Source organism: Serratia sp. 1D1416 (assembly GCF_003641105.1).
Taxonomy (GTDB): domain Bacteria; phylum Pseudomonadota; class Gammaproteobacteria; order Enterobacterales; family Enterobacteriaceae; genus Serratia; species Serratia ficaria.
In genome coordinates, this window is sequence record NZ_CP032738.1 from 2,320,801 (window position 1) to 2,334,753 (window position 13,953).

General features: G+C 60.7%; 11 protein-coding genes. 7 read left to right on the forward strand and 4 right to left on the reverse strand.

Annotation, left to right across the window (positions count from 1 at the left end):
* The first annotated feature begins 8 nt into the window (after nucleotides 1-8).
* The 7 genes from relA (at nucleotide 9) to D7I37_RS10965 (ending at nucleotide 9,631) form a co-directional block, all read left to right on the forward strand.
* Nucleotides 9-2,240, forward strand: coding sequence for a GTP diphosphokinase (relA, locus tag D7I37_RS10935; protein WP_061795001.1), 2,232 nt, complete (start codon nucleotides 9-11; stop codon nucleotides 2,238-2,240).
* A 102-nt stretch (nucleotides 2,241-2,342) separates the two neighbouring features.
* The gene (mazG, locus tag D7I37_RS10940; RefSeq protein ID WP_095095779.1) at nucleotides 2,343-3,137 is read left to right on the forward strand and encodes a nucleoside triphosphate pyrophosphohydrolase; all 795 of its coding nucleotides are present in this window, start codon (nucleotides 2,343-2,345) and stop codon (nucleotides 3,135-3,137) included.
* Nucleotides 3,138-3,504: 367 nt separating this feature from the next.
* On the forward strand, nucleotides 3,505-5,142 hold the full coding sequence (gene pyrG, locus D7I37_RS10945; protein ID WP_061795003.1) for a glutamine hydrolyzing CTP synthase: 1,638 nt from the start codon (nucleotides 3,505-3,507) through the stop codon (nucleotides 5,140-5,142).
* 81 nt (nucleotides 5,143-5,223) lie between these two features.
* The gene (eno, locus tag D7I37_RS10950; protein ID WP_061795004.1) at nucleotides 5,224-6,519 is read left to right on the forward strand and encodes a phosphopyruvate hydratase; all 1,296 of its coding nucleotides are present in this window, start codon (nucleotides 5,224-5,226) and stop codon (nucleotides 6,517-6,519) included.
* Between the two features lie 311 nt (nucleotides 6,520-6,830).
* Nucleotides 6,831-8,021 (forward strand): FAD/NAD(P)-binding oxidoreductase, encoded by a 1,191-nt coding sequence (locus D7I37_RS10955; protein WP_061795005.1) that lies wholly within the window; start codon nucleotides 6,831-6,833, stop codon nucleotides 8,019-8,021.
* On the forward strand, nucleotides 8,018-8,401 hold the full coding sequence (locus D7I37_RS10960; protein WP_061795006.1) for a hypothetical protein: 384 nt from the start codon (nucleotides 8,018-8,020) through the stop codon (nucleotides 8,399-8,401). The genes D7I37_RS10955 and D7I37_RS10960 overlap by 4 nt, the downstream gene beginning before the upstream one ends.
* Before the next feature lie 36 nt (nucleotides 8,402-8,437).
* The gene (locus D7I37_RS10965) at nucleotides 8,438-9,631 is read left to right on the forward strand and encodes a methionine gamma-lyase (RefSeq protein ID WP_061795007.1); all 1,194 of its coding nucleotides are present in this window, start codon (nucleotides 8,438-8,440) and stop codon (nucleotides 9,629-9,631) included.
* A gap of 34 nt (nucleotides 9,632-9,665) precedes the next feature.
* Here D7I37_RS10965 and hutH read toward each other — a convergent pair whose 3' ends face one another.
* From hutH to D7I37_RS10985, 4 genes are all read right to left on the reverse strand, one after another.
* Nucleotides 9,666-11,189: a histidine ammonia-lyase gene (gene hutH, locus D7I37_RS10970; RefSeq protein WP_061795008.1), complete on the reverse strand. Its 1,524-nt coding sequence runs from the start codon at nucleotides 11,187-11,189 to the stop codon at nucleotides 9,666-9,668.
* Nucleotides 11,190-11,199: 10 nt separating this feature from the next.
* Nucleotides 11,200-12,057: a glycine betaine/L-proline ABC transporter ATP-binding protein gene (locus tag D7I37_RS10975; protein WP_129543673.1), complete on the reverse strand. Its 858-nt coding sequence runs from the start codon at nucleotides 12,055-12,057 to the stop codon at nucleotides 11,200-11,202.
* A 5-nt stretch (nucleotides 12,058-12,062) separates the two neighbouring features.
* Nucleotides 12,063-12,908, reverse strand: coding sequence for a proline/glycine betaine ABC transporter permease (locus D7I37_RS10980; protein ID WP_129543674.1), 846 nt, complete (start codon nucleotides 12,906-12,908; stop codon nucleotides 12,063-12,065).
* A 68-nt stretch (nucleotides 12,909-12,976) separates the two neighbouring features.
* The gene (locus D7I37_RS10985) at nucleotides 12,977-13,942 is read right to left on the reverse strand and encodes an ABC transporter substrate-binding protein (protein WP_061795011.1); all 966 of its coding nucleotides are present in this window, start codon (nucleotides 13,940-13,942) and stop codon (nucleotides 12,977-12,979) included.
* Nucleotides 13,943-13,953 lie beyond the last annotated feature (11 nt).

Below are 13,953 nucleotides of genomic sequence, written 5' to 3' on the forward strand. Positions count from 1 at the left end.
GAGAGGTTATGGTTGCGGTAAGAAGTGCACATCTGAATACGGCGGGTGAATTCGCTCTCGATGAGTGGATCGCCAGCTTGGGGCTACCTAACCCGCAGTCATGTGAGCGATTAGCCGCAACCTGGCGTTATTGTGAGCAGCAGACCCAGAACCATCCCAACGCGCCGCTGTTGCTGTGGCGCGGCCTCGAAATGGTCGAGATCCTCTCCACCCTGAGCATGGACAACGACAGCATGCGCGCCGCGCTGCTGTTCCCGCTGGTGGATGCCGGCATCGTGCAGGAAGAGGTCCTGACCGAGGAGTTCGGCAAGGGCATCACCTACCTGGTGCACGGCGTGCGCGATATGGACGCCATCCGCCAACTGAAAGCCACCCAAAACGACTCGATGGCCTCCGAGCAGGTCGACAACGTGCGGCGCATGCTGTTGGCGATGGTGGAGGACTTCCGCTGCGTGGTCATCAAGCTGGCGGAGCGCATCGCCCACCTGCGGGAGGTGAAGGACGCGCCGGAAGACGAGCGCGTGCTGGCGGCCAAAGAGTGTTCCAACATCTATGCGCCGCTGGCCAACCGCCTCGGCATCGGGCAGCTGAAATGGGAGCTGGAGGATTTCTGCTTCCGTTATCTGCACCCGGAAGAATACAAGCGCATCGCCAAACTGCTGCACGAGCGCCGCATCGATCGCGAGCAGTTTATCGACGACTTCGTCGCCTCGCTGCGCGGCGCGATGGCCGCTGAAAGCGTCAAGGCCGAAATCTACGGCCGACCAAAACACATTTACAGCATCTGGCGCAAGATGCAGAAAAAGCACCTGGCCTTCGACGAGCTGTTTGACGTGCGCGCGGTGCGCGTGGTGGTCGAACGCCTGCAGGATTGCTATGCGGCGCTGGGGATCGTGCATACCCACTTCCGCCATCTGCCGGACGAGTTCGACGACTACGTCGCCAACCCGAAACCGAACGGCTATCAGTCGATTCATACCGTGGTGCTGGGCCCGCGCGGCAAAACGCTGGAAATTCAGATCCGCACTCGCCAGATGCACGAAGACGCCGAGCTGGGCGTGGCCGCGCACTGGAAGTACAAAGAGGGCGCGGTGGCGACCGTGCGTTCCGGTTACGAGGAACGCATCGCCTGGTTGCGCAAGCTGATCGCCTGGCAGGAAGAGATGGCGGACTCCGGCGAGATGCTCGACGAAGTGCGCAGCCAGGTGTTCGACGATCGGGTCTACGTGTTTACGCCGAAAGGCGACGTGGTGGATCTGCCGGCCGGCTCCACGCCGCTCGACTTTGCCTACCATATCCACAGCGACGTCGGCCACCGCTGCATCGGCGCCAAGATTGGCGGGCGCATCGTGCCGTTCACCTATCAATTGCGGATGGGCGATCAGATTGAAATCATCACCCAGAAACAGCCGAACCCGAGCCGCGACTGGCTGAACCCGAACCTGGGCTACGTCACCACCAGCCGCGGGCGATCGAAGATCCACAACTGGTTCCGCAAGCAGGATCGCGACAAGAATATCCTGGCCGGCCGCCAGATGCTGGACAGCGAACTGGAGCATCTGGGCATCAGCCTGAAAGAGGCCGAAAAACTGCTGATCCCGCGCTACAACATGAATTCGCTGGATGAAGTGCTGGCGGCGATCGGCGGCGGGGACATTCGCCTCAACCAGATGGTGAACTTCCTGCAGGGCAAGTTCAACAAACCGAGCGCCGAAGAGCAGGATCGCGAAGCGCTGCGCCAGCTGGTACAGCAGAAAGCGCCGCCGCCGACCCGCAGCAAGGACAACGGCCGGGTGGTGGTGGAAGGGGTGGGCAACCTGATGCACCACATCGCCCGCTGCTGCCAGCCGATCCCCGGCGACGACATCATCGGTTTTATCACCCAGGGCCGCGGCATCTCGATCCACCGCGCCGATTGCGATCAGCTGGTCGATTTGCAGTCGCATGCGCCGGAGCGCATCGTCGATGCGGTGTGGGGCGAAAGCTATTCCAGCGGTTACTCGCTGGTGGTGCGGGTGATGGCCAACGATCGCAGCGGCCTGCTGCGCGACATCACCACCATTTTGGCCAACGAAAAGGTCAACGTGCTGGGCGTCGCCAGCCGGAGCGACACCAAAAAGCAGTTGGCCACCATCGATATGGATATCGAAATCTACAACCAGCAGGTGCTGGGCCGGGTGCTGGCGAAGCTGAATCAGCTGCCGGACGTGATAGACGCCAAGCGCCTGCACGGCAGCTAAATCCCCTGCGTCTTTCGAGCCGCGTCGATATCGGATGCGGCTCGAAATCCATGAGTTCCGGCGAACGGGCTAGTGCGCCCCCCTTTTTCTCAGAGATTTTTTATGACCCAATCCACTCCGCTGCAGCGCCTGCTGAACATCATGAAAACGCTGCGCGACCCGCAGAACGGTTGCCCGTGGGATCGCAAGCAGACCTTCGCCACCATCGCGCCCTACACGCTGGAAGAAACCTACGAAGTGCTGGACGCCATCGAGCGCCGGGACTATGCCGACCTGCGCGATGAGCTGGGCGACCTGCTGTTCCAGGTGGTGTTTTACGCCCAGATGGGGCAGGAGCAGGGGCTGTTCGATTTCGATGAGGTGTGCAACGCCATCAGCGACAAGCTGGAGCGGCGTCACCCGCATATCTTCGGCGACGCCGATGCCGCAGACAGCGAGGCCGTAGCGGCGCGCTGGGAGCGGCTGAAGGCCGGCGAACGCGCCGAGAAAGCGCTGCATTCGGCGCTGGACGATATCCCGCAGGCGCTGCCGGCGCTGATGAAGGCGCATAAAATACAAAAGCGCTGCGCCGCGGTGGGCTTCGACTGGCATACGCTGGGCCCGGTGCTGGACAAGGTGTACGAAGAGATCGACGAAGTGATGCACGAGGCGCAACAGGCGGTGGTCGACGAGCAGAAACTGGAGGAAGAGATTGGCGATCTGCTGTTCGCCACGGTGAACCTGTCGCGCCACCTCGGCCACAAGGCCGAAAACGCGCTGCAGGCCGCCAACCGCAAGTTTGAGCGCCGCTTCCGCCAGGTGGAAGAGATCGTCACGCGGGGCGGGCTGCGGATGGAGGACGCTACGCTGGAGCAAATGGAAGCGGCCTGGCAGCAGGTGAAACGTCGGGAAAACTAATCCGCGCGGGCGTTGTCCTATCAGTGTCGCAATGTTGATCGGCGACAAGGTTCAATCAAGCTGAAACGGTTAAGCTTGAGGTCATGCCAAGCTGAAGTGTGATTTGGCGGCAGGGAAATGCCAACAAACTGAAATCTAAGGCGTTTTATCGTCAAAGAGGGGCGGTAAATTAAAACTTTCTCTGTTAACCCTTTGTTTTTAAAAGAGGGTTGGGGAGGCGCCGCTGGATTAAACCCTGATGAACACCCGATGGTGGCAGAGATGATGGACAGCAAAACGATCGTTTGTAGGTCAAGAGAGGTTCGGGTATACTACTTTCCCGTCTTGGTTCTTCCATCGTCTTTAAACCTAAACTCTCAGGTTCAGCATGACAACTAATTATATTTTTGTGACCGGCGGGGTCGTATCCTCTCTGGGTAAAGGCATTGCCGCAGCCTCTCTGGCGGCTATTCTTGAAGCCCGTGGCCTCAACGTTACCATCATGAAACTGGACCCGTACATCAACGTGGATCCGGGCACCATGAGCCCGATTCAGCATGGGGAAGTTTTCGTCACCGAAGACGGCGCAGAAACCGATCTGGATTTGGGTCACTACGAGCGCTTCATTCGCACCAAAATGTCGCGTCGCAACAACTTCACCACCGGTCGCATCTACTCCGACGTTCTGCGTAAAGAACGCCGCGGCGACTATCTGGGCGCTACCGTACAGGTTATCCCGCACATCACCAATGCTATCAAAGAGCGCATCCTGGAAGGCGGCGAAGGCCACGATGTGGTGCTGGTGGAAATCGGCGGCACCGTCGGCGATATCGAATCGCTGCCGTTCCTCGAAGCCATTCGCCAGATGGCGGTGGAAGTGGGCCGCGAACACACCCTGTACATGCACCTGACGCTGGTGCCTTACATGGCGGCTGCCGGTGAAGTGAAAACCAAACCGACTCAGCATTCCGTAAAAGAACTGCTTTCGATTGGTATTCAGCCGGACGTGCTGATCTGCCGTTCCGATCGCGCAGTTCCTGCTAACGAACGCGCGAAAATCGCACTTTTCTGCAACGTGCCGGAAAAGGCGGTTATCTCTCTGAAAGATGTTGATTCCATTTATAAAATCCCAGGCCTATTGAAATCTCAGGGGCTGGACGATTATATTTGTAAACGATTCAGCCTGAACGCGCCAGAAGCCAACCTGGCCGAATGGGAACAGGTGATTTACGAAGAAGCCAACCCGGGCGGCGAAGTGACTATCGGCATGGTCGGCAAATACGTCGAACTGCCGGACGCCTACAAGTCGGTGATCGAAGCGCTGAAGCACGGCGGGTTGAAAAACCGTCTGACCGTGAACATCAAGCTGATCGACTCGCAGGATGTGGAAACCCGCGGCGTGGAAGTGCTGAAAGGGCTGGACGCGATCCTGATCCCTGGCGGCTTCGGCTACCGCGGCGTAGAAGGCAAGGTGATGACCGCACGCTATGCGCGCGAGAACAACATCCCTTACCTGGGCATCTGCCTGGGCATGCAGGTGGCGTTGATGGAGTTCGCTCGCAACGTTGCCGGCATGGAAAACGCCAACTCGACCGAGTTTATGCCAGACTGTAAGTACCCGGTGGTGGCGTTGATCACCGAATGGCGCGACGAAGACGGCAACGTCGAAGTGCGCACCGAAGAAAGCGATTTGGGTGGCACGATGCGCGTCGGTGGCCAACAATGCCATCTGACCGACAATAGCCTGGTGCGCCAGCTGTACGGCGAACCGACCATTGTTGAGCGCCATCGTCACCGTTACGAAGTTAACAACATGCTGTTGAAGCAGATCGAAGCCGCCGGGCTGCGCGTAGCCGGCCGTTCCGCCGACAACAAGCTGGTTGAGATCATTGAACTGCCGAATCACCCGTGGTTTGTGGCCTGTCAGTTCCACCCGGAATTTACTTCAACGCCGCGTGATGGGCATCCGTTGTTCGCCGGCTTTGTGAAGGCCGCCGGTGAGCATCAGAAGCGCCAGGTGAAATAAAATATTTGGTGGGCGGCGCACGGTGAGAACGGTGCGCTGTTTGTCTGGAGTTTTAGTTTAACTTGTACTGAGGAAAACCTAATGTCCAAAATCGTTAAAGTCATCGGTCGTGAAATCATCGACTCCCGTGGTAACCCGACTGTAGAAGCCGAAGTTCATCTGGAAGGCGGTTTCGTCGGTCTGGCTGCTGCGCCGTCAGGTGCTTCCACCGGTTCCCGTGAAGCACTGGAACTGCGTGACGGTGACAAGTCTCGTTTCCTGGGTAAAGGCGTACTGAAAGCCGTTGCCGCAGTAAACGGTCCGATCGCACAGGCAGTACTGGGTAAAGATGCCAAAGACCAGGCGAACATCGACAAGATCATGATCGAGCTGGACGGCACCGAGAACAAATCCCAATTCGGCGCTAACGCCATCCTGGCGGTTTCCCTGGCTGCCGCTAAAGCTGCCGCCGCTTCCAAGGGCATGCCGCTGTATGAGCACATCGCTGAACTGAACGGCACTCCGGGCAAATTCTCTATGCCACTGCCGATGATGAACATCATCAACGGCGGCGAGCACGCCGACAACAACGTCGACATTCAGGAATTCATGATCCAGCCGGTTGGCGCGAAAACCCTGAAAGAAGCGGTGCGCATCGGTTCCGAAGTGTTCCATCACCTGGCGAAAGTGCTGAAAGCCAAAGGCTTGAACACCGCAGTAGGCGACGAAGGCGGCTACGCGCCAAACCTGGGCTCCAACGCCGAAGCGCTGGCTGTTATCGCCGAAGCGGTAAAAGCGGCGGGCTACGAGCTGGGCAAAGACGTGACCCTGGCGATGGACTGTGCGGCTTCCGAATTCTACAAAGACGGTAAATACGTGCTGGCCGGCGAAGGCAACAAAGCCTTCACTTCCGAAGAGTTCACCCACTTCCTGGAAGAGCTGACCAAACAGTACCCAATCGTATCCATCGAAGACGGCCTGGACGAATCTGACTGGGACGGTTTCGCTTACCAGACCAAAGTGCTGGGCGACAAAATCCAGCTGGTTGGCGACGATCTGTTCGTGACCAACACCAAGATCCTGAAAGAAGGCATCGAGAAAGGCATCGCCAACTCCATCCTGATCAAGTTCAACCAGATCGGTTCCCTGACCGAAACTCTGGCGGCTATCAAGATGGCGAAAGACGCCGGCTACACCGCGGTGATCTCTCACCGTTCAGGTGAAACCGAAGACGCTACCATCGCCGACCTGGCGGTAGGTACTGCGGCTGGCCAGATCAAAACCGGTTCCATGAGCCGTTCTGACCGCGTTGCCAAATACAACCAGCTGATTCGCATCGAAGAAGCGCTGGGCGACCGTGCGCCGTTCAACGGCCTGAAAGAAGTTAAAGGTCAGTAAATAACCGCTGAGCGGTTGCTGAATGAAAACCCGCCGCGGCGGGTTTTTTTATGCGACAAAAAAAATAAACCTTATGTTATAAATAATAAGTTATTTATATTTTCATCGTGTTTTATCTTTGCCGATTTAACCCGATAATTTCATTGTTATAATCATATTCTTGTTTTTATATTCCGATTTTATTTGATTTATATCTTTTAGTTACTAGACTGCCAATGAGGCAGCGTTATTACCCGTCGTCCTGCCGAACCATTCCCTTAAGCGTAGTGCTTTGAAACTGCCGGTTCAGCGGCCGGTTGGGTGAGGGCTTGATGCGAAAAAGAATTGTGATAGTCGGTGGCGGAACCGGGGGCACCATATTAGCCAATTTGTTGGCCGCCAAGCTGCATCGGGAAATATTGAATAATAAAGTCGAGTTATTAATGCTTTCGGATTCGCCGGTGCATTATTATAAGCCGGCGTTTATGTATGTGGCGTTCAACGCGTTTTTCAAACAGGAATTAATGCGCTCCCAGCAAAGTTTGCTGCGGCCGGAAATAAAATTCGTTGTCGACAGGGCCGAGGCTTTCGATCTCCAACAGCGCCTTATTACCACCCGCAGCGGAAAAAGTTATTCCTATGATTTTCTGGTGTTCGCCACCGGCTGCGTGCCCTGGCCGGAACGCATCGAGGGGCTGGCGCAAGCGGGCGACCATTTTTACCAATATCAGGCCGCGCGCCGGTTGGCGCAGCGGCTGGCGACCATCGAGAAAGGCCGCATCTTCATCACCGTCTCCTTCCCTGAAACCCCCAACGTACCGCATCAGTGCGGCATCGCGCCGATCGAAACCACCCTGATGCTGGATGATTACCTGCGGCGGCGCGGGGTACGCAAAGCGGTGGAAATTGTTTACACCTACCCGACCATCTCCCAACTGCTGCGCAATTGCCTGTTCCTGCAGCGCCCGACCGGCGAAGCGTTGCCGGCCATTTTCGCCGCGCGCGATATTCGCCACCAGCGCGGCTTTACCCTCAGCCGGGTGGATGAACAGCGGAAAATCGCTTACTCCGCCGAAGGCGAGGAGCAGCCGTTCGACATCCTGATGGCGACGCCGCCGATCCGCGCGGTCGAAGCGGTGCGCAATACCGGGCTGAGCGAGTTGCAAAACGGCGAGGGCTGGCTGCCGACCGACCACCAGACGCTGCAGGTGTACGGCCAGCAGGGGGTTTACGTGATCGGCGATACCGTGGATCTGCCGGTCAGCAAGGCCGGCGGTTCCTGCCACAATCAGGCGCCGGTGATCGCCGACAATATCGTGGCGGAAATGCGGCTGGGGCGCACCGTCAGTCATTACGACGGCAAAGTGCAGGCGATTGCGCAGATGGGGCTGCACGCCGGCATGCCGCTGGTGTACGACTATCGTCACGACGTGCTGCCGACGCCGGCCACCAAGGCGGGCGGCATGCTGCGCAACGGTTTTAACCGCGGCCTTTATTGGGCCACGGTGAGGGGGCTGATATGAGCGATAACGCGGAACACGAACCGCTGGCGGCGCTGCTGGACAAGCTGCAGCCGCTGCTGGCCGGCGGCAGGTTGGACAACGTGGTCGATCTGCTGTCGCTGTTGTCGGACCTGGTGGATATCGCCGACAACGCGCTGGTGGAAAAGCTGGCCGGCGTGTTTGAAGGGCTGGTGACGCTGGGGTGGGAGGGCGGCACGGCGTTGAAGATGGCGCACGGCGAACTGCAGCTGAACCCGCAGGCCGCCAACTTTCGCGCGCTGTACGCCCTGCTGCGGCAGCCGGATACCCTGCTGGGCCTGATGCTGGTGCTGCGCACCCTGCAAATCATCGGCCAGCGCACGCGCAACGGCGCACTGCCGCCGGATGCCGCCGACGAGTAATCGAATTGGCTTTACTCACTCAGGTAAGGAGTTGTTATGTCTGCCACTTTTGGCCACGCCTTCGCCACCCGTGCGATTCACCACGGCTACGATCCCCAGCAGCATCAGGGCGCGCTGTGCCCGCCGGTGTATATGAGTTCCACCTTCACCTTCCCCACGGCGGAATACGGCGGCGCCTGCTTTGCCGGCACCGAACCGGGCTATTTCTATTCGCGCATCGCCAACCCGACGCTGAACCTGCTGGAACAGCGCATCGCCAATCTGGAAGACGGGGAGGCGGCGGTGGCGTTTTCCTCCGGCATGGGGGCGATCACCGCCTGCTGCTGGACCTTGCTCAGCCCGGGCGACGAGCTGATCGTCGATGAAACCATTTATGGCTGCACCTTCAGCTATTTTCATCAGGGCCTGGCGCGCTACGGCGTGAAAATAACCCATGTCGACCTGACCCGGCCGGAGCGGCTGGCGGCGGCGATCGGGCCGCGTACCCGGCTGGTGTACTGCGAGACGCCGGCCAACCCCAATATGCGGCTGATCGATATCGCCGCGGTGGCGGAGATTACCCACCGTCAACAGGCGCTGTTGCTGGTGGATAACACCTACTGCACGCCGTATTTGCAACGGCCATTGACGCTGGGCGCCGACATCGTGGTGCACTCGGCCACCAAATACCTCGGCGGCCACGGCGATCTGCTGGCCGGTTTGGCGGTGACCACCCAGGCTCTGGCGCAGGATATCCGGCTGGTGGGGCTGAAGGACATGAACGGCGCGGTGCTGTCGGCGCAGGATGCGGCGCTGTTGCTGCGCGGCCTGAAGACGCTGCCGCTGCGCATGGAGCGCCACTGCGACAACGCCCAGCGGCTGGCGGAGAGGCTGGCGCGGCATCCGGCGGTGGCGCGGGTCGACTATCCCGGCCTGGCCACCTTCCCGCAGCACGCCCTGGCGCAGCGGCAAATGGCGCGCCCCGGCGGCATGCTGGCGTTCGAGCTTAAGGGCGGCATGGCGGCGGGCATCCGCTTCCTCAACGCGCTGCGGCTGATACTGCGGGCGGTCAGCCTGGGGGATTGCGAAAGCCTGGCGCAGCACCCGGCCAGCATGACCCACTCGGCCTACAGCGCCGAAGAGCGGCGGCGCCACCATATCAGCGACGGGCTGATTCGGCTGTCCGCCGGGCTGGAGGCGTTTGAGGATCTGCAGGCGGATATCCAGCAGGCGCTGGAGCGCGCCGAGTAAGCCACCCCGCCGACGGCCGACGGCGGGGAGGGGGTTAACGCAGGGCGGGAGCGATATCCGCCAGAACCGCCTCGTCGCGCAGCAGCGCGGCGGCGGCGGCGATATCGGGCGCCAGCCAGCGATCCTGATGATAAGGCGCCACCTTTTGTCGCAGCTGTCGCCAGGCGCGCCCGGTGCCCTCGCCAAAACGTTGCGGCTGCAAAAATTCGAAAGCCTGCGCCGCCAGCAGATATTCGATCGCCAATATCTGGTTGCAGTTATCCAGCGCACGCCGCAGCCGCAGCGCCGCGCCGGTGCCCATGCTCAGATGGTCTTCCTGCAGCGCCGAGGTGACGTAGTTATCCACCACGCAGGGCTGGGCCAGCTGACGGTTTTCGGCGCACAGCGCGGCCGAAACGTACTGGGCGATCATCATGCCGGAGTTGACCCCCGGCTCGCTGACCAGAAACGCCGGCAGGCCGCTGACCAGCGGATTGATCAACCGATCGATGCGCCGTTCGGCGATGCCGCCCAGCTCGGCGATGGCGATCGCCAGCAGATCGGCGGCCATCGCCACCGACTCGCCGTGCGGGTTGGCCTGCGACATCACCCGGAAGTCATCCGGCGTGCCGAGCAACAGCGGATTGTCGCTGGTGCCGTTCAGCTCGGTGTCAATTTGCCGCTCGGCATGGGCGATTTGGTCGCGGCAGGCGCCATGCACCTGCGGGATCGAACGAATGCTCAGCGCATCCTGGGTGCGGATGCCCTCGCTGGCGGCGATCGCTTCGCTGCCGTTCAGCAGCGCACGCAGGTTCTCGCCCACCGCCTGCATGCCGGGGTGCGGCTTCAGCGCCAGGATCTCCGCGTCGAAGGCGGCGATCTGCCCGCGCAGCGCTTCAAAGCTCATGGCGCCCAGCACGTCGGCCCAGCGGCTCAGCCGGGTCGCATCGGCCAGCGCCAGGCAGCTCAGCCCGGTCATGCAGGGGGTGCCGTTGACCAGGCACAGCCCGTCTTTGGCGCCCAGCGGCGGCAATTCCAGCCCCTCGGCCGCCAGCGCCTGCGCGGCGCTCACCAGCCGGCCGCGGTAACTGACCTCGCCCAGGCCGAGCAGGGCGACGCCGACGTGCGCCATATGGGTCAGATAGCCGACCGAGCCCTGCGCCGGCACCTGCGGCGTGATGCCGCGGTTGAGCAACCCCAACAGCATCGCCACCAGCGGGCGCTGGATGCCGGATTTGCCGTGGCTGTAGTTGACGATGGCGCAGCAGATAATGGCGCGCGTTTGTTCGTCGCTCAGCGGCGCGCCGACGCCGCAGGCGTGGCTCATCAGCGTATTGCGCGACAGCTGCGCCAGCTGCTCGCCGTGCAGCGCCTGATTGCACAGCGCGCCCAGGCCGGTATTGACGCCGTAGGCGCGCCGCTCGCTGGCGACGATCTTTTGCACGATCGCCTGGGCGTTGTCGATGCGCGCCCAGGCGGCGTCAGACAGGCTGAGCGGCGCGCCATAACGCGCTACCGCCACGACGTCCCGCCAGCACAGCGGCTGGCTGTCGAGGGTAACGGAAGAAGGGTAATTCATCAGGTTCTCCTCAGGCGCTGGCCATGATAGTCGGGCGCGGCTTCTGCATGTTTTCATCCAGCGCCAGACGGCGCTGCACGAAGCGGTTAACGTATTCATCCGCCGGATTGTTAAGGATCTCCTGCGGGGTGCCGACCTGGATCAGCTTGCCGTCTTTCAGGATCGCGATCCGGTTGCCGATGCGCACCGCCTCGTCCAGATCGTGGGTGATGAACACCAGCGTTTTATGCAGCTCTTTTTGCAGCGCCAGCAGCTGATCCTGCATTTCGGCGCGGATCAGCGGATCGAGCGCGCTGAAGGCTTCGTCCAGCAGAATGATGTCGGTGTCGGTCGCCAGCGCGCGCGCCAGGCCGACGCGCTGGCGCATGCCGCCGGACAGCTGATGCGGATAGGATTTCTCATAGCCTTTCAGCCCGACGGTGTCGATCCAGTGGCGCGCCCGTTCCTGATAGACCTCTTTGGCTTCGCCGCGCACCTTCAGGCCGTAGCCGACGTTGTCCAGCACCGTTTTGTGCGGCAGCAGGCCGAAGCTCTGGAACACCATGCTGATCTTGTGGCGGCGGAAGTGCTCAAGCTGCTTCTCGTCGTAGCGCAGGATATCTTCGCCGTCCACCAGGATCTGGCCGCTGGTGGGGTCGATCAATCGGTTGAAGTGGCGCACCAGCGTAGACTTGCCGGATCCGGACAGCCCCATGATCACGAAGATCTCGCCGGCGGCGATCGACATCGACAGATCGTGCACCCCGACCACGCAATCGGTGGCCGCCTGCACTTCCTGCTTGGTTTTGCCCTGCCGGCTCATCGCCAGCGCCGCCGCCGTTTTGTGGCCGAAAATCTTGTAAACGTTTTGGATTTCGATTTTGTTCATTGGGATTACCTCGCAACGGCGGAGCGGCCATAGGCCTGAGTGATACGGTCAATAACCACGGCCAGAATGACGATCGCCAGGCCGGCCTCCAGCCCCAGCCCGACGTTCAGCGTCTGGATGCCCACCAGCACGTCTTCGCCCAGGCCGCGCGCGCCGATCATCGAAGCCACCACCACCATCGACAGCGACATCATGGTGGTTTGGTTGATGCCGGCCATGATGCTCGGCAGCGCCAGCGGCAGCTGCACGCCGAACAGTTTCTGCCAGCGATTGGCGCCGAAGGCGGTGACCGACTCCATCACTTCCTTGTCGACCTGGCGGATCCCCAGGTCGGTCAGGCGGATCAGCGGCGGCGTGGCGTAGATCACCGTCGCCAGGATCGCCGGCACCTTGCCCAGGCCGAACAGCATCAGCACCGGGATCAGGTACACGAAGCTCGGCATGGTTTGCATCACGTCCATCAGCGGCATCATCACCGCCCGCACCCGGTCGTTGCGCGCCGCCAGCACGCCCAGAGGAATGCCGATAATCACTGCCAGCAGCGTGGCCACCAGCACCAGCACCAGGGTTTGCATCAGCTTGTCCCACATGCCGGCGGTACCGACCAGCAGCAGCAGGCCGACAATCACCAGCGTCGGCAGCCAGCGGCGGGTGGCGTGCCAGGCCAGCAGCCCGACCACCGCCAGCATCAGCCACCAGGGGGTGGCGCGCAGCAGGCTTTCAAGATGGATCACCGCCCACAGCAGGGTGTCGGAGATCTTGCGGAACATATCGCCATAGTGGGTGACCAGCACATCGACCCAGCCGTTGATCCAATCGGCGATGGAGAAGGTAAAGCGTTCTGGAAACATAAATTTTTCCCCTGTCCGGCCCGGGCCATGCAGGCGCCGGGAGCGTGTTTACTGAAAGCTGAGAATGCCTACAAGGAAGCCTGAATTTTTTTCGCCGCGTCTTCGCTCACCCACTGTTTCCAGATGTCCGGGTGCTGTTTGAAGAACTCCAGCGCCAGCTTCTGCGAGCTGATGCGTTCCTTGCTCATGCGCGCCAGATTCTGGTTAACCAGATCGAGCGGCAGGTTCACTTTCGCCAACACCTGCACCAACTCCGGCGCCTGCTGGTTAAACACGCTGGAAAGGCCGACCTTGATGTGAATGTTTTTGTCCACGCCCGGCTCTTCCAGCTTCACCAGATCGAGCTGGCCCATGATCGGGGTCGGCGACCAGTAATAGAACAGGATGGGCTCGCCGCGGCGGTAGCTGGAGAGGATGGCGGTATCCAGCGCCGGGCCGGTGCCGGGGCGGAAGTTGGTGAACTTGTCGTCCAGCTTGAATTTTTTCAGGATGGCGGTGTTGTCCAGCTCGCAGGTCCAGCCGGCCGGGCAGTTGTAGAAACGGCCTTTTTCCGGTTCTTCCTGATCGCGGAACACCTGCGCGTATTTGGCCAGGTCCGGGATGCTTTTCAGATCCGGCGCCAGCGGCTTCAGCTTGCGCTTGGCGTCGCCTTCGATCACGTAGCGCGGCACGTACCAGCCTTCCACCGCGCCGACGATCGGGGCGCCGACGCTGACCGCCTTGCCGGCTTTCTCGGCCTTGTTCCACACTTCGCTGCGGCCGATCCACTCTTCGGCGAACACCTGAATATCGTTGGTGCCGATCGCCTGTTCCATGGTGATGGAGTTGCCGGGCAGCGAATCGGTTTTACAGTCATAGCCTTTTTGCAGCACGTACTGCATGACGTCGGTCAGCAGCATGCCGCTTTCCCAGTTCAGGCCGGCGAATTTTACCGGCTTGCCGGATTCGCACCAGCCTGCTGCGCGGGCCGAGAGGCTGCCGGTCATCAGGCCCAGCGCGATTAACGGTAGCCATATTTTGTGTCGTGTTTGCATAGTGATACTCC

Bases quoted from the DNA above. Each gene is read 5' to 3' on its own strand.
- relA (WP_061795001.1), top strand. From the start codon at position 9: ATGGTTGCGGTAAGAAGTGCACATCTGAATACGGCGGGTGAATTCGCT.
- mazG (WP_095095779.1), top strand. From the start codon at position 2,343: ATGACCCAATCCACTCCGCTGCAGCGCCTGCTGAACATCATGAAAACG.
- pyrG (WP_061795003.1), top strand. From the start codon at position 3,505: ATGACAACTAATTATATTTTTGTGACCGGCGGGGTCGTATCCTCTCTG.
- eno (WP_061795004.1), top strand. From the start codon at position 5,224: ATGTCCAAAATCGTTAAAGTCATCGGTCGTGAAATCATCGACTCCCGT.
- D7I37_RS10955 (WP_061795005.1), top strand. From the start codon at position 6,831: ATGCGAAAAAGAATTGTGATAGTCGGTGGCGGAACCGGGGGCACCATA.
- D7I37_RS10960 (WP_061795006.1), top strand. From the start codon at position 8,018: ATGAGCGATAACGCGGAACACGAACCGCTGGCGGCGCTGCTGGACAAG.
- D7I37_RS10965 (WP_061795007.1), top strand. From the start codon at position 8,438: ATGTCTGCCACTTTTGGCCACGCCTTCGCCACCCGTGCGATTCACCAC.
- hutH (WP_061795008.1), bottom strand. From the start codon at position 11,189: ATGAATTACCCTTCTTCCGTTACCCTCGACAGCCAGCCGCTGTGCTGG.
- D7I37_RS10975 (WP_129543673.1), bottom strand. From the start codon at position 12,057: ATGAACAAAATCGAAATCCAAAACGTTTACAAGATTTTCGGCCACAAA.
- D7I37_RS10980 (WP_129543674.1), bottom strand. From the start codon at position 12,908: ATGTTTCCAGAACGCTTTACCTTCTCCATCGCCGATTGGATCAACGGC.
- D7I37_RS10985 (WP_061795011.1), bottom strand. From the start codon at position 13,942: ATGCAAACACGACACAAAATATGGCTACCGTTAATCGCGCTGGGCCTG.